Annotated in this window: 17 protein-coding genes; 6 read left to right on the forward strand and 11 right to left on the reverse strand. The window is 30.1% G+C overall.

Annotation, left to right across the window (positions count from 1 at the left end; translation table 11 throughout):
• Positions 1-268 precede the first annotated feature (268 nt).
• From AC6EIW_RS04790 to AC6EIW_RS04825, 8 genes are all read right to left on the reverse strand, one after another.
• Positions 269-1,570, reverse strand: coding sequence for an SLBB domain-containing protein (locus AC6EIW_RS04790; protein WP_498521428.1), 1,302 nt, complete (start codon positions 1,568-1,570; stop codon positions 269-271).
• Between the two features lie 16 nt (positions 1,571-1,586).
• Complete coding sequence (locus AC6EIW_RS04795; RefSeq protein ID WP_498521429.1) at positions 1,587-3,329, reverse strand: GumC family protein; 1,743 nt, start codon at positions 3,327-3,329, stop codon at positions 1,587-1,589.
• Between the two features lie 193 nt (positions 3,330-3,522).
• Positions 3,523-4,950 carry a hypothetical protein gene (locus AC6EIW_RS04800; protein ID WP_498521430.1) on the reverse strand — a complete coding sequence of 476 codons (1,428 nt, stop codon included), beginning with the start codon at positions 4,948-4,950 and terminating at the stop codon, positions 3,523-3,525.
• A 484-nt stretch (positions 4,951-5,434) separates the two neighbouring features.
• Positions 5,435-6,712 carry a DUF4910 domain-containing protein gene (locus AC6EIW_RS04805; protein ID WP_498521431.1) on the reverse strand — a complete coding sequence of 426 codons (1,278 nt, stop codon included), beginning with the start codon at positions 6,710-6,712 and terminating at the stop codon, positions 5,435-5,437.
• 362 nt (positions 6,713-7,074) lie between these two features.
• Positions 7,075-8,124 carry an N-acetylneuraminate synthase family protein gene (locus AC6EIW_RS04810; RefSeq protein ID WP_498521432.1) on the reverse strand — a complete coding sequence of 350 codons (1,050 nt, stop codon included), beginning with the start codon at positions 8,122-8,124 and terminating at the stop codon, positions 7,075-7,077.
• A gap of 33 nt (positions 8,125-8,157) precedes the next feature.
• Positions 8,158-8,823, reverse strand: a complete 666-nt coding sequence (locus AC6EIW_RS04815) for a glycosyltransferase family 2 protein (protein WP_498521433.1) — start codon at positions 8,821-8,823, stop codon at positions 8,158-8,160.
• The gene (locus AC6EIW_RS04820; RefSeq protein ID WP_498521434.1) at positions 8,820-9,383 is read right to left on the reverse strand and encodes an acylneuraminate cytidylyltransferase family protein; all 564 of its coding nucleotides are present in this window, start codon (positions 9,381-9,383) and stop codon (positions 8,820-8,822) included. The genes AC6EIW_RS04815 and AC6EIW_RS04820 overlap by 4 nt, the downstream gene beginning before the upstream one ends.
• A gap of 296 nt (positions 9,384-9,679) precedes the next feature.
• Positions 9,680-11,065, reverse strand: coding sequence for an MBL fold metallo-hydrolase (locus AC6EIW_RS04825; protein ID WP_498521435.1), 1,386 nt, complete (start codon positions 11,063-11,065; stop codon positions 9,680-9,682).
• A gap of 536 nt (positions 11,066-11,601) precedes the next feature.
• On the opposite strand from AC6EIW_RS04825, the gene AC6EIW_RS04830 reads away from it, so the two are divergent.
• A complete protein-coding gene (locus AC6EIW_RS04830; protein ID WP_498521436.1) occupies positions 11,602-13,020 on the forward strand; it encodes a hypothetical protein in 1,419 nt (472 codons plus the stop codon).
• A 72-nt stretch (positions 13,021-13,092) separates the two neighbouring features.
• Here AC6EIW_RS04830 and AC6EIW_RS04835 read toward each other — a convergent pair whose 3' ends face one another.
• Positions 13,093-14,076, reverse strand: a complete 984-nt coding sequence (locus AC6EIW_RS04835) for an MraY family glycosyltransferase (RefSeq protein ID WP_498521437.1) — start codon at positions 14,074-14,076, stop codon at positions 13,093-13,095.
• Between the two features lie 57 nt (positions 14,077-14,133).
• On the opposite strand from AC6EIW_RS04835, the gene AC6EIW_RS04840 reads away from it, so the two are divergent.
• Both AC6EIW_RS04840 and AC6EIW_RS04845 read left to right on the forward strand, forming a co-directional pair.
• Positions 14,134-15,198, forward strand: a complete 1,065-nt coding sequence (locus AC6EIW_RS04840) for an NAD-dependent epimerase (RefSeq protein ID WP_498521438.1) — start codon at positions 14,134-14,136, stop codon at positions 15,196-15,198.
• Positions 15,199-15,255: 57 nt separating this feature from the next.
• Complete coding sequence (locus AC6EIW_RS04845) at positions 15,256-16,605, forward strand: nucleotide sugar dehydrogenase (protein WP_498521439.1); 1,350 nt, start codon at positions 15,256-15,258, stop codon at positions 16,603-16,605.
• 103 nt (positions 16,606-16,708) lie between these two features.
• Here AC6EIW_RS04845 and AC6EIW_RS04850 read toward each other — a convergent pair whose 3' ends face one another.
• Both AC6EIW_RS04850 and AC6EIW_RS04855 read right to left on the reverse strand, forming a co-directional pair.
• Positions 16,709-17,776 carry a glycosyltransferase gene (locus AC6EIW_RS04850; protein WP_498521440.1) on the reverse strand — a complete coding sequence of 356 codons (1,068 nt, stop codon included), beginning with the start codon at positions 17,774-17,776 and terminating at the stop codon, positions 16,709-16,711.
• Complete coding sequence (locus AC6EIW_RS04855) at positions 17,773-18,438, reverse strand: glycosyltransferase family 4 protein (protein WP_498521441.1); 666 nt, start codon at positions 18,436-18,438, stop codon at positions 17,773-17,775. Before AC6EIW_RS04855 ends, AC6EIW_RS04850 begins: the two co-directional genes overlap by 4 nt.
• Positions 18,439-19,058: 620 nt before the next feature.
• On the opposite strand from AC6EIW_RS04855, the gene AC6EIW_RS04860 reads away from it, so the two are divergent.
• The 3 genes from AC6EIW_RS04860 to AC6EIW_RS04870 all read left to right on the forward strand — a co-directional run bounded on the left by AC6EIW_RS04860 (position 19,059) and on the right by AC6EIW_RS04870 (position 22,423).
• Positions 19,059-20,015 carry an EpsG family protein gene (locus tag AC6EIW_RS04860; protein WP_498521442.1) on the forward strand — a complete coding sequence of 319 codons (957 nt, stop codon included), beginning with the start codon at positions 19,059-19,061 and terminating at the stop codon, positions 20,013-20,015.
• A gap of 174 nt (positions 20,016-20,189) precedes the next feature.
• Positions 20,190-21,299 (forward strand): glycosyltransferase, encoded by a 1,110-nt coding sequence (locus AC6EIW_RS04865; protein ID WP_498521443.1) that lies wholly within the window; start codon positions 20,190-20,192, stop codon positions 21,297-21,299.
• A gap of 11 nt (positions 21,300-21,310) precedes the next feature.
• Positions 21,311-22,423, forward strand: coding sequence for a glycosyltransferase (locus AC6EIW_RS04870; protein ID WP_498521444.1), 1,113 nt, complete (start codon positions 21,311-21,313; stop codon positions 22,421-22,423).
• The last annotated feature ends 5 nt before the right edge of the window (positions 22,424-22,428 follow it).

Raw genomic sequence — 22,428 nt, forward strand, 5'->3', positions numbered from 1 at the left:
CAGGAATGAAGTCACTAATATATCTGAGGGAAATCTGGTAATATCAACCATATCTTAATTCTAACTGTAAAAATATTAATAGTCAAAATTTCATATATTAAGATTAAAAAAGTTTTAAATACTTCACGAGTTAAAAATATATATAATTATACTATAGCATAAAAGAATAGGATAGATATCATATTATAATTTAAGGATAAGAACTCTATATGTAATAGAAAATATAAAAATAATTATAATTAGGAATTATTTAATTTCTTTATTTAAACTAATTAGTTAAAGCTTTATATAGTCCAATTGAAGTAAATATGTTTAGGAAAGGTGATGATATTTCTGAAAGTACTTCAGAGGAAGTATCAAGTAAACCTCTACCTACGTAAATAATATCTCCATTACGGAGGTATGGATTTTTATAAGAACCACGAACTGAACTCTTCCGAAACCTGAAGTTTCTTCTGTCTATTGTTCCATCTTTTTTATATCTAATAAAGTTTATAGGACCACTTACAATTTTCTTCCCTCCAGCAAGATCCATCGCATCATTTAATGTAGAAAAACCATTGACTTTAATATTACCTGCTTTATTAACTCTTCCTGCAATCATAACGTTAATATATTTTGGATTGATATTTGATTGCATCGCTTGGCTAATCTGAGATGCGATAGGAGTTGAAGTTTTTGATATAAATATTTTATCTCCATCGAACACTCTAATATTATCTGATGTGTCCTCCAATTTAAGTGTATTAGTTAAATCAACCATAATCTTAATCTTGCGATTATTATTTGTAAATCGTCCTAATCTCGTGATCTCTACACTTCTCAAGTCAGTTCTCATTGTTACACCACCAGCACTTCTAAGGACATCTATAACAGAAGGGAATAATTGATTTGTATTGTATACAGAACTTTGATTAAAGTTATCCGAATTGTCTACTAAATCTTCTATTACTTTTTTTGAAGGTAAAGATGATCCACTCAAAGTGTATAGGCCAGGGGAATCAATTTCTCCATCTATATAAACATTAACTGGTCGATATCTGGTCATCCTAATTTCTGCATCAGGTTCATTGACATATGTAGCGTACTCTTTATTAAAAACGTCAGTAAGTTCTCCAATAGTTAGGCCACTTATAAAGATACGTTTTAGTCTTGGAAATGAAGATAAACCTTGCCCATCTATACAATACGTGTTGTTTATTTCTTTAGCTCTGGGTGCAATCTCCAATAGAAAGCAATCACCTGGGCCTAATATATAAAAGCTATTATCAGGTATTTTCCTTATGTAGTCTGATAATTTTTGTGAAGATGAGCTAATATTTTGAGTTGGAAGATCTTCGACTTGTTGAGAAATTAATCTACCTTTTTGTAGTAATTCTGTTGACTTATTAGGTGTTTTAAGTGTAGTTCTTAACTTATAAGGAATTTTAGGCGAATCAAGTTCTTTTAAATGCAATTTGTTTTGATCAGCTGCCAAGATATGACTATTTTTATTAGATATACTTGGTAAAAACAAATAATTGAATAATAGAAAAGAAACACCTAGTAATTTATATTTTAAAAAATTCATTTTTATACCCTAAAAGTTAAATCCTAAAGTTAGAGAATTTGCTTCTTGATAACTCATAGAATCCATTTTTTGAGTTGCAGTCACTTAATACTAATAATCCTACTACAGAATTATTTTGATGTAAAAGCTTATTATTTATAGAATAAAGATCTGACTTAGTTGTAACTCCTATTCCGGCAACTAATATAATGTGTTCAGATTGAATAGCTTCAAGTAAATTGTTAGTAGAAATTAGTCTCTCAATATGAAATATTTCCTTTACGTCCTTATTAAGTTGATTAATGTCTGTATCTTTGAACTCACCAATGTAGATTAATGAAAGACTTTGATCTAAATTTCCTTGATCTAGATTTTTTAGAAGACCACTTTTTAATAGCGAAAGTGAGTCCTTCCATGCGGTTTTATTATATAGAGATAACTTTTCCAGCAAAGGGAAGTCGGTTAATGAATCAAAATCATGTATTGAATAAATGATATTTTTACTTTTTTCAGACAAGATAGCGAGAGCTGAAGCTCCAGATATACCCAAGAGAATTCCAATTAAAACCATTCTTTTCCTTCTTGGGGCTACGGGATATGGAAGCAAGGTAGGTTTAGTAATAAGCTGCCAAGGATCTTGAATCTTAGATTTTTCTAATAAAAGATCTCTATATTGATTTTCAAGAACAGTATAAGTATTCCTATCTTTAACAAATTCACTTAATAATTGTCGATATTTGATTATTACCTCTTTTGGTCTGAAAGATTGATTGAACTCATCTTGAGCTTTTCCTTTCTTAGCTTGCATAAGACCAATAGCTTGTCTCTTCATTAACTTGATATAAAATTTCTTCTCTCTTTGTAGATCTTTAATAGTTTTATCTTTGGGAGTATAGATAACACTATATTTAGCTATTTCAGATTGAATTGCTCTTAGTTTCTCTGTTAAAGTGCTTAATTCTGGTATTGTTGAGATTATATATTCAAAATCATCAGAATCTTCACTAATCAATGATATCTGAGCTAATTTTAGTTCGATGTCATTGATTGTTTTTTTCGACTGTATTCGAATCTGTTCAGTATTTATAGTATTAAGGTTATCAATTGCGGCCGTTGGAACATCAAGGTAATATAGTTGATTTTCTAAACCAAATTCCTGCGCTTTCTTAAATGATTTAGCGCTTTTATCTTTATAAATTGGTATTTGCTCTTGAAAATAGGTGAGGCCTAACTCTATTGCTCTTTTTCTTCTTCTTCCAGAATATTCTTGATATGCCTTAGAAACTTTATTTAATACGGGGATTATTAATTCTTTATCGCTGTCTTGATATTTAACAGTTAATACAGATGTCCCTTCTTTCATGGAAACCTGTATTGAATCTTTCCAGTCGCTGAATCTTACTTTTTCTATTGATTTATTTTGTTTTGCCTTCTCTCCTTTAATGAAATTAAAAATATCCATTAAAACAGCAGGACTCTTTAGGATTTCCACATCCGTTTTTAATTTCCCTGGCATTCTTGAAATTCCCCAATTACCTAGTTCAGCATTCATTTCTTTAGGAGCATCATCTCGTAAAGAAAGGACTATTTGAAATTCTCCTTGCCATGTCCTGCCCGTTGACAATGCAACATAAGCACTCATAAATGCACTGATCAAGCCAAATAAAGAAATAAATTTTACGTTTTTTCTAATAGCGTTGACTACAACATCAAGGTCAATTTCTTCAAGGATGGTAGATCTTCTTATGGAGAAAGATTTATCTTCCTGCTTACTACGCATCCCTTACAATTGTGCATTCTTGTTGAATTGATTTTAAACCTATCAGCAGATTATTTCAAGAAGATTTAATTAGCTCATGGTTTAAGCAAGAAGAACGAATTTTTATATAAGCCCATTAATATTAATTGTTTCTTAATTAGGCATAGAAAAAGAAATCATATAAATAATAATACAAAGATAATAGTATTAACTTTCAGTTAAATAATTCTGATTTATAGCTTAGATCTATTGTGGTCTGTAAGGATGCGATCGCATTATAAATTTCGAACTCATCTATATAAAGAGTTCCTTGATTAAGAAACTTCGCTTTTAAATATCTTATGTTTGGAGATTTATTGATCTCATCAAGAATTTCTGGATATAATAAATTTGACTTTAGTGATATGCAAACAACTGGTATATTATTTAATATAGCATGCTTAAAACAACTAGTCTGAGGATTATCAATAACGTAAATAAAATGGTTTGGCAAGTCTTCAACACAAGCAGATAGTGTCTCTATATGAAATTCCTGCAAAATAATGTCAGGAACTTTCCATAATGATTCGGGATGCTCTCTTAAATAGACTTGATAATCATCTATCTTGATTAGTTTTCTAATTATATTTATTTGCCATTGTATATAATTAGCAGGCGGGTCGAGAGGCGGAGAATGAGGCTTGTCTGAAATAAGACTTGAAATATAGAGTATCTTATTGAGAGACTTATAGGGCTTTAATTTACTATTTTGATTTAACTTATAAGAACTAATAATTTTAGGTTTGATAAAGTTAAGAGGCCTAAATCTGCTATCTATTAATTTAATTAAAGACGTTTTATGTAGTTTACTATGTGTAATATACTGATTAGCTAGATCGAGCTCATTGTTTACTGCTGTTTTACAGCCAATCCATGATATTCCTATACCATGATCCAATGAAATAACGGTAGATTTACGTTCTATTTGTACAAGAGCTAGAATTCTATTGAATGGGCTATGTAGTGTTGGTAGATAGATTTCCTCAGCTGAACATGGCAATAACTTCCTACATGTTTTTAAACGTTCAATAGTAGCTAATATTGAATAATAGATTCGTTGAGAAAAAAGTAAACTAAGCTCAGATGATAATGATTGATGTTGGTCTTTTGAAAAAAAAGAAAGAATAACATCAATTATCTGACTACTTAAATTTAAAGCTGCTTGATTAGTCTTATATCTTGTAATTTTTCCTATAAAAAAGTACGTAACAGAGCTCCTATAAACATTTTCGATATCCTTATTCTCCCAGCAGCAATTATGTATATCATAATAAGCAGTATCAAAAGCAATCTTCTTTATAGGCTTAGAAATAATGGAATTAGCTAAAAAGATTTTCTGCTTCTTAGTCGCAAAATAAAGAACTCTATATAAACCCTTAGCCTTTTCGTATAGGTAGTTTGGATTTGAACTATTAACTACTCTGTCGATAACTAATTCGCATTTAGTAAATTTATCAACAGTTGTATTACTAAATAGTACAATATCGAGAATCAAAGATGGCAATAAAGCGATAATAGACTTACATTCATCGGATTTAATATCTAGAGTTTTTATCTTTTTAACAAGAGCCTCTTGCACCTCTTCAATTTGGATACTGTTCATATAGGAATTTATATGAGTTTTTAAAGGTTATATTAACATTTTTCATGCTCTATTCTACAAAAATAAAATTTAAATAATATAATTATAATTAGTTTTAACATTTTAAAGTTATTTAAAAGTAAGAATTATTAATTGATTGTTTAGATAGTTCTATCTATATTTTATTCTGGAAGTGGCTTGATAAATCGTAAGTACATAATTATTTTATAAGGTTTTAATTAGGACTGATATCATAAGAAATCCATACTTTAGTTATTCTTGCAATAAAACACAAAGATAAATCCTTATGAATTTAGCTATGAAAAAAGATTAACATACTTACTCTATCAGTTTAATATCACATCGTTTTTGATTATATCTCTTAAGAAAAAAATAATTTCTTCTTTCAGAAAAGGATTTATCAATTAATTTAGATTTTATATTGGTAAACTATTAATACAAAATGCTAATCAATTGAGATTAATCTTGTAAAAAGAATTGATAATTAGACTAGTAGATTTACATTTTTTATTAACTTAATTTCATGTATTAAATTCTTTATATTCATATCAAGTATATGAGAGATTTCAAAGATTGATTTTTTTCCATCGCAATATGCAATCAAGTTCATTCTGGATTTTGCAGGATGAGTTTTGCGAGCAATTGAAAGATTTGGATAAAGATTTCTTTTACCTAATTGTGGTTCACATTTGATTTTAATCTTTGGATATAGTTCTGTTTCAACGGCATCTATTATGGATTTCATCACGTCAAATGATCCTTCAAGTCCTTCTTGGCTGACAACATTTAAATTATCCGCATTTGTATGGTATTCAGGATATTCTTCAAATTTACTTCTACAGAAAGTACATACAGGCAACCTAATACCTGGTGAACAGTATTGCCTTTCATCAGATCCTCTATTTAAAAATGAATAAGCCTTAACATTCTTTAGTCCTATTAGAGCAGCGCTTATGGCTACGTCTGCTAAGGTGTCGTTAAAAGGTGTGTTTATGTATGAATATGCTCTATTATCACCTACACAACTAAGATTAAATCCAAGGATAATATGTTTTTTTAAATGATTTTGATATTTTGAAAGATAAGCGATAGAGCCTATTGTTTCAGGTTGCATTATAAAACGATAACTATATTTAGTTTGATCGTAATTACTTTTTATATAATCAAATAATGCGTTCAAAAGTACAGGACCACTTAATTCATTGTTAGCCATTGATGGGTGACAAATATAAGAGCTAAATAAGATTTCCTTTCGAGATTTACCTCGTATCAATGCGTGACTTAATTCAAGAGTTCCTGGATTTAAACTGGAATCAATAAAAACTTTATATTTGCCTTTCTTCATTGACTCTTTAACAGATTCCGGCATGCAAAAACCCCAATCTTTCTTATAATATGAAGTTACATATGGAACCCAATTAGGTTTACTTTTTAATGTATATATCTTCTTAGACAAATCATGCAAGTCCATCTCAATTTGAACAGGTTCAGAATAGCCAACAAGATGTAGGTTGTCCTTATGGAATTCTGCAAACCTTTCTCCAGTTTCTATATGCTCTAAGTATGCATTCTTAACATTCCATTCATTTGGAATCTCCCAATCAAATACCTTTTGACCAGTCTTAAATTTAAGCCTACGATATTCAGGATGAAATCCTTCAAAATATTTTAGAGTCTCTCTAGCTCCTTCCCCCGTTAATGATCGGCATATAGGAAATAGTTCCTTAATATGGTCAATCATTTTTATGTTGTTAAATTTCACAATCTATATAAAATTATTTTTTTATAATTATACATTAAATAAAATGATTGATTCCCTATTTAATGATAAAATTAAAAAAAAAAAGGTTAAAGAGGTTCCTAAATCTTATAAAAATAAATGTTTAAATCATTTTTGCTAATTATTTGGAATTTCTATTAGCATAAAATTTCAATACTTCGCTATTTATTAAGGGAAAATTTGAACTAGAAATTTGCTCTATGATAAAAAGATTATTATTTTTAAAAAGTAGCGAAAAAAAGCAAATATCATTATCTTTTTTAGCAGAGGTGAATGTATATATAATAATTAATATTCTTACATTAATAACTCAAAGAGAAAATTATCTTACGATTAGTTCACTCTTAATCTATATCATCCTCTGAAAGAAGTTGATCTTCTAAAATATCTCTTGCAGCTTTTCTTCCAAGAATATTTTTGATCAATGTTGGAGATATACCTGTTCCAGGACGTTTACATGAAAGATTCATTTCAGTAAAGATAGATCCTGCTTTTATTGCCTCTGTTGTAACTATACTTCTCCTTGCATATAATTTTGCTCTTTCCTCACTACTCGTACACTTTTTATCTTTTAAGCCAAGAAGAGTTTCTGATAATTTTAAATACTCTATGATTTTCTTGACATCTTGAGGATCAACAGAAAGCCAATGGTCAGCACTCTTTCCAAGACTTTTATCAATTGTAAAATGCTTCTCAATGACATTTGCTCCTAATGCATGAGCGAAAGCAGGTGTCAATAAATTCATAGTATGGTCTGATAAACCAATTACATAGTCTGGAAATTCTTCTTTCAAATCATGAATCATCCTTAGATTAATTTCATTATCTGCAGTTGGATATTTAAGGTTGCAATGCATAATTACTATTTTATTAGTTCCCTTTCTAACAATATTTACAGCTGATTTGATTTCATCTATAGAACCTGCTCCAGTAGAAAGCATGATAATTTTTCCTTTTGAAGCTACATTTTCTAATAAAAGATGATTTGTTAGATCACCAGAAGCGATTTTGTATGCCTGAATACCAATTCGGTCAAGATAATCTGTTGCCTCATTGTCAAAAGGAGTTGACATGAATTCAATATTATATTTATCACATAATCTCTTTAATTCAGCATGCTCTTTCTCTCCAAATGAATCTAGTTCAGAATATGAATCAAATTGAGTTCCTTCTTTTTTTATTTCCCCATCCCAGTCCCAGAAACGCGGTGCATCTCTAGTACACAAATTCTTGGCTTTATAAGACTGAAACTTAATAGCATGTGCTCCAGAATTAGCTGCTTCCTTAATTAATTTCTCACCGTATTCTAAAGATCCAAGATGATTGACTCCTGCTTCTGCTATAAAGAAAGGAGATCCTAATTTGATTTGACTCCATAGATCTTTCTTACTCATATCGAAGTAAATTATTGGTAAGTAGGAAAAGTATTAATCATTTTTTAATTTATCAGATTGTCGTCGCTTAATTTCTAATTTAATTCTATCTCTTTCTTTAGCCTTACTAGATAGGCTTCCTTGTCTCTTGAAATATCTGTAATAAGGTAGTCTCAAGTGATAACCATCAAAATTCTTAAGATATCTTAAGATTAAGTCATAGTCTTCGCTGTTCCTTAAAGACTCATCGTACAAACCAATTGATTCAATATAGCTTTTTCTAAACATAACTCCGGCTCCATGATCAAGTAACAATTCGAGTGAATTAATAGATTGAAGCTTCTCTATCTTTTCATTAACAATAATATGATCGCAATAGACAAAGCCTATATCATTGTTCCAATAAAGAATTTCATAAAGAGTATGAATAAAGTTCTTATTTACATAGTCATCTCCATCTACCCTTACAATATATTCTCCCTCTGAGGCGATAATTCCATTATTAGATGCTACAGCAACTCCTGAATTTTCTTTGAGCCTAATTGGCTTGACTAATTCTCCAAATGATTTGATAATTTCCCACGAATTGTCTGTAGAATGATCATCGATAACTATGATTTCATAATAATCTTCAGGCATTGTTTGGTTTAAACAACTATTAATAGCTCTTGAGATATATTTTTCTAAGTTGAAACAGGTTATAATAATTGAAACTTTCATCTTATTTCATTCTCAATTAGTTTGAGATCATCTATTGTATGTACATCTATATAATTAGTCGTAACTACACCTTTATAAACACTTAAAGCTTTTTGATTTATGCATCTATCTAATAGAACATGAATAGCTCCATCCTCTATTCCTTTTTTATCAACAGTAAAAACTTCCCATAAGTTATTATCTATCAATTTATCAATACACTCATCTATTTTTGATGCCTTAATTTGAGGAGAGTTGGCTTGAATTCTGACTAATATTTCGAAATCTATATCTTGACTGTTCAAGAATTTCTTAGAGTGAATAATGACATCTTGAGTCCAAATATTATCCTCTGCAAGTTCTTTTGGCCTATCAATAACTTGGACACTATATTCAAGTCCAACTTTTTTTATCTCTTTGTCTTCAGTACTTACAAATATGTTTTTATTGTTTAAATACTTACTTTTCAAGCACTCCTGCAGTGACCATCCCAAAAGTGGTTTACCTAAAAGCGGATAAATATTCTTCCGTGGGAGCCTTTTACTACCTCCTCTCGCTGGTATGAGGCAAACAATATTCAATGGATCACTAAACTAATGAAAGACACATTAAACATATCATCATTCTCTTCTGGAATGGTTGAAAGTGTAAAAAACAACTTCAATTGAAGAATGAATTTATTAAAAATATTAACATTAATTAGATACTCAGAGCCGATACTGAAACAATTGTCACTCAATCATTACTGATAGGATCAAATAAAAAAAAACAGAAATCACAAATTTAATAAAGCAAAGATAAAATAAATGCATTCTATAATTAACAAAATAAAATTTAAGTGAGTTAATCAAACTCTATAGATGATAAATTAAGAGAATTAGTTTTTAAAAACCTTCATTGGTAAAAGAGCTTTGATTCTCTTTACATTTTTTTCTCCCAATAGATCACTTATTTTTTTTCGAAGTGATAAGGAATTAATATATTTAATATCATCACTAGATCTATTATGAGTATAGTAATTAAAATATTTTTCTAATTCATCTGATGTTTTAACCCTACCATTGTCACTATATTTAGCTACAGCCATTGTAAAATCAGGCTTATAGAGATTGATAGCATTCGTGATTTTGGTTTTCATAAAGTTACCGATAAGCAAGTCGTCAAATATTTCTCTACGTATTGCTTTTAACAGAGAAACTTTGGGGGCATAGAATTTAATTTTTGCTTTCCCCTTGCCGTCATGTAGCATCTCATGATCAACGCCTCCTACATTTATGCTAATTGAGTTATAGTTTTTAAATAACGTACTAATCGAATTAAAATAATCCACACATTGATTGACTGATCTTAGATCAAGAACATCGTTCCAATCATCGCCAAAAGTAGACTCATGAATTGGTTCAGTTATAGAGAGCTTCTCTGGGTTTATATTATTTGCCAAAAAAGTTCCATTAGCTATTTCTATATTTTGAAATGCTGGTAGAAGAAGATTCTCCTCATTAGAAATAAATCCTTCACTCATTAAATTAACTGGTGTAATGTATTTATTAGCCCAAAAAGAATCTCTTCTTTGATATTGATGATGAGTACTAAAAGGGATAGCAATATTACAATTAAATTTTTTCATTGAGGCTTGAATCTTTTTGCCAACTGGTGGTCTCTCTGCACACTTAGGTTTAATCCTGTTTCCTTGAATATCAATATAATTAATCATGTCTGCATCTCCCCAACAATGTAATTGCAATAAATAGGAGTTTTTATATTTTGCAGATATAGATTGCAATTCCTTTTCAAAACCCATACCAGTAGTGTCATTTAAATTCAAAATCAATGATTTTTCACCAACATTATCAGTTAATTCCAATAACAAAGCTGAATCTTGAGTTTCATTATTAAATAACATTATCCTTGTAGACTTCCCAATAGAAATCCATTTTCTGGAAGGCAAGGAAATTACCATAAAACCAAATGCTCTAAGTTCTTGCTCAACCCTTGACCCGTAATGCTGAGCCAATAAAATCGTTGATTTTTTACATTGCCTCAATGACCCTAAATTTAAATGATCCGGATGAAAATGAGAGATGAAAATATATTTAGATTTTTCAATTGCTTCCCTTTGCTTTGTAGGAAACTTATGAGAAAGTCTCCAAGAGCCGAAATAAGCATGGTCATTATCAAACCATGGGTCGGTAGCGATAAGTGATTTATTATTTTCATATATAATTAGAGTTGCATTACCAATTGTCTCAAAGTGTATTGTCATTCTATTAATAAAAGTTTTCTAATAAATTTTAATAGTGTAAAAATCAATGTGAACCTTTTATTGTTTTAAGTTATTGCAACAATAATTCTCTTTATTATAGTAAGTAACATATGATACTTTTAACATCAGATTAAAGTAATGTGATGAATTGTAATTTTTATTTATCAGCATATGGTTTAGACCAGGTAAGTTCCTTCTCAAATGGATTGTATCAATAAACTGATCAAGCAATACAATAACATAAGTCAAGCATTCTATTAGTCAGAAAACAAAACTAAATTCTCAGATTATGTTAAATATTGTTAGATTAATATAGTTAATGAATTCAATATTTCTCTGATGCAATGTACAAAGAGTAATGATTATATTTATATTTTAAGCATGAATAATTTTAATACATAATACCTATTCATTAAAATAAGTTCAGTAAAGAGAATATCTTCTAATTTCTAATTTATAAAATCATGAAAGATTGATTGACCAGTTATTAGTATTAAATTAATATATAATGTATATTTTTGGCAATTGTAATAAAAGTGGTTTCAAGCAAAGATACAGCATCCAGTAAAGCCAAATTAATAATGTATGAACTTAATGAGGTTCCCAGAAAACTGATAGATCTATACATTCAACTAAAGCCAAAATCTGCTCTCTCAGATATCGTCACAAATGGATTTATAGCTAATACTGTTACGACGGACATTGGAGAATTACATCCTTGGAGTACTTGGCCAACAGTTCACCGAGGGGTTGATAACTCTTCACATAAAATAAGATATATAAATCAAGATCTTACATCTGTTAAGCATTACAAGCCTATCTGGGAAATTCTCTCTCAAAACAATATAGATGTAGGTGTCTTTGGATCATTGCAGTCATATCCTCCTCTTAGAGGTGAAAACATAACATATTATTTACCCGATACCTTTTCGCCAGACTCAGATTCACACCCAAAAGAATTCGAGGACTTTCAATCCATGAATTTAAACCTGTCAAAAGAAAATAAAGCGATTAGCAGAGCGATTAAAACTAAAGATGCTTATAAATTTATTCAATTGATAATGAAAGGATACCTATCAAAAAGCAGTGCATTCAAAACAGCAAGTCACCTAATTAAGGAACAGATGAATAGCAAATACAAGGCAAGAAGGTCAATTATGCAGGGGGTATTAACTTTCGATCTCTTCGAAAAAGCAGTCTATAAATACGAGCCATCATTTACCACATACTTCACAAATCATGTTGCTGGAATGATGCATAGATACTGGAGGGATCTCTTCCCATCAGATTTTCAACTAGAGATAGACCAAATTGATAATTTTCATTCTGCCTCAATAATTAAGGCGATGGACGTTGCTGATAATCACATGAAAAGTCTAATTAAAATGTCAAAAAGTATAGGTTATAATTTGTTGATAGTAAGTAGTATGGGCCAAGGTTCCATTGATAGAGGTGAAAATATAGCAGAATTGTTTCTTCAAGATTTAAAAAAGTTACTCTTAAAATTAGATTTAGATCCATCTAATTATGATTTACTACCAGCTATGCAACCTGATTTATGCATTAGCAATGTAGATCAAGAATCTCTTTCGAAAATCAGAGAAAGAATTAAACATCTCAAAGATATGGGAGGTAAAACAATATTAAAAGAAAGGTATGAACCTGAAGGGCTAAATATTAACCTTTCAATTAGAAGAACAGAAAAAACAAACCAAACAAAGAAGTTAACATATAAAAACAAGACTTTTAATATAAAAGATGCTGGTTTTGAACTTATGAAACGAGATAGTGGAACTGGTTATCATATACCCGATGGTATATTAATTACTTACGGTCCTGATAGTGGTAAATTTTTCAACAAAATTCCTCAACCAATTAATACTTGTCAGATATGTCCAAATATACTTAAACTTTACAATTTACCTATACCAAACTACATGAATCATAAAGCATAAAAAAACTAAACAAAAATGAGAACCTCCTTGATTTTTTGCTTTAGACGAATCGTCAAAAGCAAAAAATTTATTCTAATTTTGCACTAAACTAACTCCAAATAAAACCGCAACGATACTAATACAATAAATAATTAAAACAGTATTTTTATGACTAAAGCCTAAATTCATTAGACGATGATGTAAATGTGTTCTGTCTGGGTAAAAAGGAGAAAGACCTTTCCTAATTCGATTGAAAATAACATATACCATATCAAATATAGGTAAAAGAATTAAAATGAATGGAATAAACGGATTTAGTATTGTAAGTTCATCTGTTGTCAATAAAATACTAGTTGTTGCGACAATAAGTCCAATAAAATATGATCCACCATCACCCATCATAATCTTTGCTGGATAAAAGTTATGCCTTAAAAAAGCCAAACAACTTCCTGAGAGAGCTACCAAAGGTAGCGAAATTAAATATTGAGAATTCCCTAATCCAATAAAAATCATTCCCAATGAAAAAATTGTAGCTATTCCCGCAGCCAATCCATCTAGACCATCAATCCAATTTATTGCATTTGTAATACCTGTTATCCAAACGACTGTAACAATTAGGCTAATATAATCATTAAGTAAAAGAGGAGTTGCTACATTAATTATTGACAAATCTAGAGCTTTAATTGAAATTCCATTACCCCAAATAAAAATAGAAGTTATAACTTGAAAAAGAAGCCTAGATTCATACGAAATCACAAAGATATCATCAATCAATCCTAGAATAAAGAATGAAATAGATGCTAAAATTATTGGGATTATTAATGTATCACCTGCGTTAACTGGGAGACTTTGATAGCCTCCAATTAAATAAAAACATACCAAAGAAAGAAGAAATCCAAAAACAATTGCCCCCCCCCCTAAACGAACAATTATAACCTTATGAATTTTTCTCGGATCAGGATAATCAGTAATTCCAAATTTCTTCCCAATATTATTAACCGTAGGCAAACTAAGTAATGTAGTAAATGCAGCTATTAAAAAAACTCCTAAAAATAGATAGGGCCAAAATATCGCCAAATTAAATAAAACCTCTTTTGAAATAAATTTATATTCTATAAGATCACGTACAAGTAAATGTTATTATTATTTATAAACATATTTAAATTAATGGATGTCCTAGTAACTGGGGCCGCTGGTTTTATTGGTTATCATCTCTGCAATAGACTTCTTGAAAGATCTACCTCTGTTGTGGGTATAGATAACTTCAACTCATATTATGATCCAACTCTGAAACGTGCTCGAGAAAATAATTTATACAAGAAAGCCAAAGAAACTGGCACCCTATTCAAAATGGTTGAAGCAAGCATAGAAAACAAAGATTCGATTGAAGAAATTTTCTTAAAATATAAGCCCAAAAAAGTAATCAATCTGGCTGCGCAGGCTGGCGTTCGATATTCATTAATAAATCCATCAGCATACATACAATCAAATCTCGTTGGTTTTGGATTAATTCTTGAAGGATGCAGAAATCATGGAATTGAGCATTTGGTTTATGCAAGCAGTAGTTCTGTATATGGTGGGAATGTAACTACTCCGTTTTCTGAAAAACAAGGAGTAAACCATCCTGTCAGTCTTTATGGAGCTAGCAAGAAAGCTAATGAGTTAATGGCACATTCATACAGTCATCTTTATGACATGCCAACAACTGGATTACGCTTTTTCACAGTTTATGGACCTTGGGGGAGACCGGACATGGCGCTTTTCCTATTTACAAAGGCAATTCTGGAAAATGAGAGCCTTAAGATATTTAATAATGGTGAAATGGTAAGGGATTTCACATACATTGACGATATTGTTGAAAGTCTTATAAGAGTTATCGATAAACCACCTAATCAAAATAATAATTTTGACAAAAATGCTCCAGATCCCTCTCTCAGTTGGGCACCTTACAAAATTTTCAATATTGGTAATTCACGTCCAATGCCACTCATGGACTATGTAGAAGCAATAGAATCAGCATTAGGAAGAAAAGCAAAAAAAGAATTTTTACCAATGCAACCTGGTGATGTAGAGAAAACTCATGCTGATACAACTTCTCTAGAAAGTTGGACGGGTTTCAAACCCAATACTCCTATAAAAGATGGAGTGTCTAAATTTATTGATTGGTATCTAGAATTTTATAGTTTAGAAAAGACATGATCTCAAAATAATTTAAGAGTCAATTCTTCAAGTTAATTCTTACTAAAATAAAATTAAATGTATCTTCCCGACATTACTAAATGTACTATTGCTGTTATTGGACTTGGTTATGTCGGATTGCCATTAGCGGTTGAGTTCTCGAAAGCCAAAAGATGTCTAAGAACAAGCAAAAACTTATCTAGAAAAGTAATAGGCTATGACATTGATGAAAAAAGAGTTTCAGAGCTAAATCAGGGCTATGACAGAACTGGTGAAATTGAATTAGATTCAATAAGTGAGAATATTAATTTCACTTGTAAAACGTCAAATTTAAAACAAGCTGACGTCTATATTGTTACCGTACCAACTCCTATAGATAAATCTAAAAACCCTGATATAAGAGCAATTAAAAGTGCATGCGAAACAATAGGTAAAGCTATTAAGGAGAGAGCCAAAGTTAAAACTACGAACCCTGTTGTCATTTTTGAGAGTACATTTTATCCAGGTCTTACAGAAGAAGTTTGTGTAAAAATAATCAAAGATATTTCAAAATTAGAATATAATACTGACAACAAAAAGAATAATTTCTTCTGCGGATACAGCCCTGAAAGGATAAACCCAGGAGACAAAGATCATACACTAACTTCAATAAAGAAAATAACTAGTGGGAGTAATGGTATCTCAACTAATTGGATAGATCTTCTGTATGGATCCATTATAAAAGCAGGAACTTTTAAAACGACCTCAATAAAAGAAGCAGAAGCAGCGAAAGTAATTGAGAATACTCAAAGGGATCTAAACATTGCCTTAATTAATGAGCTAGCGATAATCTTTTCCAGAATGGGTATAGATACCAATAATGTGCTTAAGGCCGCAGAAACAAAATGGAATTTCCTAAGTTTCAAGCCTGGGCTTGTGGGAGGTCATTGTATTGGCGTAGATCCATATTACTTGACTCATAAAGCTGAACAAATTGGTTATGTGCCTGAAGTAGTTCTCGCTGGGAGAAGAATAAATGACAATATGGGTAAATGGGTAGTAGATAGATTAGTTATGAGTATGGCAAAAAGATCGATTGGAATTGGAGGTGCTAATTTATTAATATTAGGGTTTACATTTAAAGAAGACTGTAAAGATATGAGAAATACACAAGTGATAACATTATATCAAAGAGCATTAGAGTATTCGATGAAGGTAGAAATATTTGATCCAGTTTGTGACGTCAATCAAGGAAAGAAATGCTATGGAATAAAATTAGAGCGTAAGTTAAATCATAATAGGAAATATGATGCAATTATTGTCGCTGTTGCTCATAAAGAGTTCAAGCAATGGAGTCACAAGAAATGGTTAAATTTAATCAGTGAGAAAAGTATTATATATGATTTAAAAAATATTGTTCCATTAGAACTAGCTGATATTAGACTATAGTTTATCACTTTTCGTATGCATAGTATATAGAAAAAATATGTAACTCTTCATTATGAACTGGTAACAAAGATTTATCTAATTTATATCTATAGAAGATAAAAAATTAGATTAAATCTAACCATATTGATAGATTATTACCCTTATCATATAGGGTGATAGAATCTTTGGCTTGTTTAGAAATATGAGATCTCAATTCAGAGTTATTGATAAGATTTTGGATGCATTCTGCTAAAGCTATTACATCCCCAGATTTGTAAGTTAACATGCTATTTTTATCTTGAAGTACATCTAAGGCCCCTTCTACATTTGAAGACACTACTATAGGTAGATTAAGGAAAGCAGCCTCCCATAGTACATTTGGTGAGCCCTCATAAAGTGAAGGAAGCACAAATAACGTAGATTGAGACATCCAAGTATAAATATCATTATTGAATGGTACAAATGATATCTGATTTGAGACTCCTAACTTATAAGCAAGTCTTCTTAACTTATTTTCTTCAGGACCTTCTCCTATAAGATATAAATGAAAATCATTATTCTTCAGAAGAGAAAAAGCTGATATGATTTCTTTAAAATTCTTTTGATGAGAAAATCTACCTACTGAAAGTATACTTTTCTCTTTTTTTATAAAAGAATTAGTTTTCTGAGATGCGTGATTTATAAAATCATTTCTAATACAATTTGGAGTATAGGTTATTCTTTTGCTTGGATACCAAGACTTTAATATCCTGACTGCAAAAGATGTATTAGCTGTGATTTCATCCGCGAGAAAATATGTAAGTCGTCTGAGGGTTTTGACCAATAATGGTTGTGGCTGACGTAGAGGATCATTCCTCTCGCAAATAATAAGCTTATAATTACTAAAAAGAGAAGACAGGATACAAAGAATATTGGTTTTTGGAAGAAAAGAAATTACTGTATCTATAGAGTCTAATTTAGAAAAATAGTTGATTGAAAATATCAGATCATAATTTCTCATTAAGCCTTTTTTTGTACTTCGTAGATCTCGAAGTTTTGCTCCTTTTATAACTATATGGGTTTCAATATAGTCCAATTGGTAAATGTATAAATTGATGTTTTCCTGAATAAGTCTCTGGCTAAGTGATGAAACAAATTGTTGCGTACCTCCACCTCCTAGACTCGAAATTACTATGGCAATATTTTTTTTCATAATGCTCTATAGAGGTTCATTATACTTTTAAAATGTTCATCATGACTGAACTTAGCAATTACATACTTGTAGCACTTATTTACAAGCTTACTTGTAGATAAGGAATTCAAAAGTAAAACTCTTACACATGAAGACAATGAAGAAGGATCTAATTCGGCGAGATTAATATCTTCAATATTTTCAAGCAATTCGGCAAAACCTCCTGATTTTACTGCAACGAGTGGCGTCCTAAGGAACATCGCCTCAACGAGAGTCCTACCATGTCCTTCGTCTGTAGCTGTCGCCATTAAGATGTCACTTGAATAAATTAACTTCAATAAATCGTCTCTATATCCAGTAATATGTATTGAATCTCCATAATTAGAGGCGTTAATTAATGATTTACAGCTCGAAAAGTAGTCTAAATCTGTTATGCTTCCCACCAATAAAAGCTGAACATTCGGATATTGATCCTTAATTTTAATAAAAGCCTGAATTGCTAGTTGAAAATTTTTTTGATTATTCCACTTTCCAGCACTTATGATCCATTTATCCTCTGAGTTTATAGATAGATGCTTAGAGTATTTTATTTTATAATATTCCTTAGAAGAATTAAATATATAGTGATTTTGATCAAAAGGATTATAAATTAAACATGCTTTAGAATGAAGAATAGTTGGCAAACTTTTATTTACATATTTTGAAATGCAAATTATCTTCTTACAAAAAAGAAGTGAAACAAGATATAGTATTGACTTCTTATAACTACTGCGTAAATGGTATACAAGGTTAATATTTAACAACAAGCAGGGTAGTGACCATATAACTAATGTACGGGCATCATTAATGTGGCAAATGCTAGGTCTATTTTTTAATAAATAATATAAGATTCTGAATACAGACAAAAAATACTTGGTAATTGAGAAAAATTTAACGTTACGAATAGGAAATAGCTTCAAATAAGAGATTTCAGGTTTATGAATACTTCGCTTGAAATAGTTAACCAAATTACCTGATGAGGTACATATGATGGATACGTTACAGAAATCTTTCAACCTGTTTATCAACAATCCAGAAGAAACATGACTTCCACCAATGGTATCCCCGATATAAGGAAATACTATTTTTATTTCCTTAGGCTTATTGTTCATATATAGGAAGCTTTAAATGAAAAGAATAACTTTGTCTAAATAATAGAAATTAGTCGATCCATCAATCGACATGCTGTATAAAAAAAAGCATTTCTACTGCTGGGAATAAAATGGATACATAGTATATACTAAAAGGACATAAGTATTCGAAAGTGCTTAAGAAAATAGAACCGGTTATAGATTATAGAGCCTATATATATTCTCTCGTATTTGCCTTAATCATCTTTTTGTTTCCTGTGGAGTCACTTTCTGACAGGGATGCATATATTAATTGGATTCTAAATATTAAAGAGACTAGTAGTTTATCATCGTTTAGCTCATTTAGAGATACTATTTGGCTAATATCATCAGAACAAGTATGGAATCTTTTAGCTAGGATACTGAGCATAATTGATCCTGGTAAAGCATTTATATACCTAAGTTGTTTAATTTCATTCATGATATCATTATCTGTATTTAGAAATACAAAAGGAAATAATCTAATTTTATTATTGCTTTTATCTAATGTCTTCGTATTAACAGCCTGTTTAAATCATATAAGAAGTGGGATTGCAATGGCTTTAGTACTTACTACGTTCAATTATCCAAAATTAGATAAATCATTAAAATCAAGGTTAATAAGGCTAATTGCTCTAGGAATCCATAATGGCTCCGTGGTTTATATCTTTTTAGATTACTTTGATGAATCTATAGACAAAATAAGAAGAAACTTTGGAAGATCGAGTATGTTCTTATTTGGAATAGCAACAATTGTAGGATACAATCTATTATTCTTCCTGGTGTTCACTAAATATATCCCAAATGAAGGTACTATTTTGGGTAGGGGGTCATCAATAGGGCTAATATTTTACCTTTCTCTTCTTTTAGCTATAATTTGTTGTGAAAAAAAAGAGCGAGACGATTGTTATATTTCAATTCTTTTGCTAACTATGTATTGTTCTTGCTACTATATATATCCTCCTATTTCTAGGATCCTAGAGATGGGATTCCCGATTTTAATAATTTCTATAATGAATATAGAAAGCAAAAATAAAAAATATATATTACCTTGGTTTTTAATAGGAAGTATTGCGCAAACAGCTATCAATTTTGGCACATTATATAATTAGATAATAACTAGGTCCAGAATAATATTAGCCTTAAAATTCTGTTTTACCTTGTTAAATAAAGTCGTTCTTTTTTAATGAAGGTTATAATTTTAAAACATCTTCAAACAATTAGAAATATAATTTGGTGATAATTTGATAAGCTAGCTATAGTAATTGCATTAGATATCAAAGATTTTGCCACAAGCATTAATTATATCAAATACAAAATGGTTTACTTTAAACTTTAAAGATTGGCTAGTCGTAGAACTGCTTAAGAATTACAAAGTAACTGTTCTCTATCTTAATGAAGGCCCGACATCGTCGAGTATTGATTTAAATAGTAAAAAATATAAGAATCTAAAATTCTCAAAGTTGTCTATAAGTTCATTTCTAAACTGTGTAAATTCTAGTTGGAATTCCAGTATTGTCTTTGCTTTCACAGCAGAAGGTATAATTCTTTCTCCTTTTATCGCGCCATTTTCAAAAAAGCGAATCGCCACTATAGAAGGGCTAGGAAGAATTTTCTCTTCAAGGGATATCACAACAAGATTGCTTAAGAGAATCATATTAATAGTGTATAAAATACTATTCAAATATTATTTCTCGCGAGTATTTGTTATCAACTATTCAGATTATAATTATATATTAGAAAATAATTTAACTAAATTAGAGAAGTTATGTTATGTTCCCGGAACAGGAGTTGATACGAATCTTTTTAGTAAAGAAAATTTTAAATCATACTCAGACAATAGAGACGATTGTGAAAGGTTTAGTGTAGGAATGATAACAAGACTCGCTAATGGAAAAGGTGTAAATACTTTTATTGCATCTAGACTAGCTATGCAAAATCAATTCACTGAGCTTAGTAAAAGAGTAGATTATATAATTATAGCGCCAGAGAAACAATTAAATTTACTGCCTGAGAGTTATAAAAAAAGTCTGTCTAAACTAAACATATTTTTGAAGCCATATAATAAAAACGTTATAGTTATGTATAAACTTCTAGATATAATTGTACACCCATCAACATATTTTGAAGGCTTAAGTAGGGTTATGTTAGAAGCAGGAGCCTTAGAAATACCGATTATAACTTGCCCAAATAGAGGAATAAGTGACTTAATTCCTGATGATCAATATGCATATTTAATTAATACTCCACCCTCCCCTTTGCAAATCGCGATTGCTATTAGTAATGTAATTCAGAACCCAGAAAGATCTATAAAACGTTCATCTAAATTAAGGAAAAGAGTGACAAAATATTTCTCATTAGAAAAAGCCTCAAAAAGCTTCTTGCAACAGATTTAGGTACACGTATTTTGAGAAAGAAATTTTTATTTTTTATCCCTACTCTTGAAACTGGTGGAGCTGAGAAATGTACGATTATCTTGATGAACGAACTATCTAGAAAAGGATATGATCTGAGATTATTGACATGTAAAAGTGATGGACCTCTCAGGAATGATATCGATCATAAAATAATTTTAATAGAAACAAAAAAATCCTCTGTTAGTAAATCATTAATAGATATTGCTCTCTATATTAGAAAATGGAAGCCAGATGTTGTATTTTCTATAATGAACTATTGTAATATAATTGTTTTATTATCATGTTTGATCTCTGGCCACAGGTCTTTCAAAGTTATTAGCGAGAGGCAAAGTATATTTAATAGTATAAACTCATACAATAGAGTAATAAGACCATTTGCTAGATACTTAACAGCAATAATCTATAGATTTTCAGATAGAATAATAACCGTATCCTCTGGTTTAAAAAAAGAGCTTATTAGTACATTTCCAAGAATTAAAAAGAAAATAATTACAATAAATAATGGCTTTAACTTAGACCAAGTTAAACATCTTAGTAAAATGTGCAGCGAAATCGATATTTTTAATTCATATTTAAGAAAAAACATCAATTTGTTGGTAGCATGTGGAAGGCTAGTTTATGAAAAAGATTACTTTAGTCTTATAGAAACAGCTAAATTATTAAAAGCAAAGAATATTAATTACCACTTATTTATATTGGGTGATGGCCCTCTCAAAGAAGAAATCAAAATCCATATACAAAAATCAAATCTAAAAGAAAAAGTAACACTACTTGGTAACGTTAAAAACCCTTATGCATTTATTGCTAAAGCAGATCTCCTCTTACTTTCATCTATTAAGGAAGGTTTGCCAGGAGTAATTATTCAAGCCTTACTTTGTGAAACACAAGTAATTTCAACAGATTGCAATTACGGACCATCTGAGATACTTAAAAATGGTGAGCATGGAACATTGGTAAGAGTAAAGGATCCATACGCAATGTCTGAGGCAATTATAGAGCGATTAAAGAATCCAAAACGTATTAACATCAAAGAGATTAGAAAGCAGTATAATATAATTAACGTGGCTGATAGATATATTGAAATTATACAATCTAATATCTAATCTTT

The sequence above is a fragment of the Prochlorococcus sp. MIT2308 genome, from assembly GCF_059772345.1.

Excerpts from the sequence above, each read along its gene's own strand:
- AC6EIW_RS04845 (WP_498521439.1), top strand. The coding sequence starts at position 15,256 with ATGTATCTTCCCGACATTACTAAATGTACTATTGCTGTTATTGGACTT.
- AC6EIW_RS04800 (WP_498521430.1), bottom strand. The coding sequence starts at position 4,950 with ATGAACAGTATCCAAATTGAAGAGGTGCAAGAGGCTCTTGTTAAAAAG.
- AC6EIW_RS04810 (WP_498521432.1), bottom strand. The coding sequence starts at position 8,124 with ATGAGTAAGAAAGATCTATGGAGTCAAATCAAATTAGGATCTCCTTTC.
- AC6EIW_RS04850 (WP_498521440.1), bottom strand. The coding sequence starts at position 17,776 with ATGAAAAAAAATATTGCCATAGTAATTTCGAGTCTAGGAGGTGGAGGT.
- AC6EIW_RS04795 (WP_498521429.1), bottom strand. The coding sequence starts at position 3,329 with ATGCGTAGTAAGCAGGAAGATAAATCTTTCTCCATAAGAAGATCTACC.
- AC6EIW_RS04825 (WP_498521435.1), bottom strand. The coding sequence starts at position 11,065 with ATGACAATACACTTTGAGACAATTGGTAATGCAACTCTAATTATATAT.
- AC6EIW_RS04790 (WP_498521428.1), bottom strand. The coding sequence starts at position 1,570 with ATGAATTTTTTAAAATATAAATTACTAGGTGTTTCTTTTCTATTATTC.
- AC6EIW_RS04815 (WP_498521433.1), bottom strand. The coding sequence starts at position 8,823 with ATGAAAGTTTCAATTATTATAACCTGTTTCAACTTAGAAAAATATATC.
- AC6EIW_RS04840 (WP_498521438.1), top strand. The coding sequence starts at position 14,134 with ATGTTATTATTATTTATAAACATATTTAAATTAATGGATGTCCTAGTA.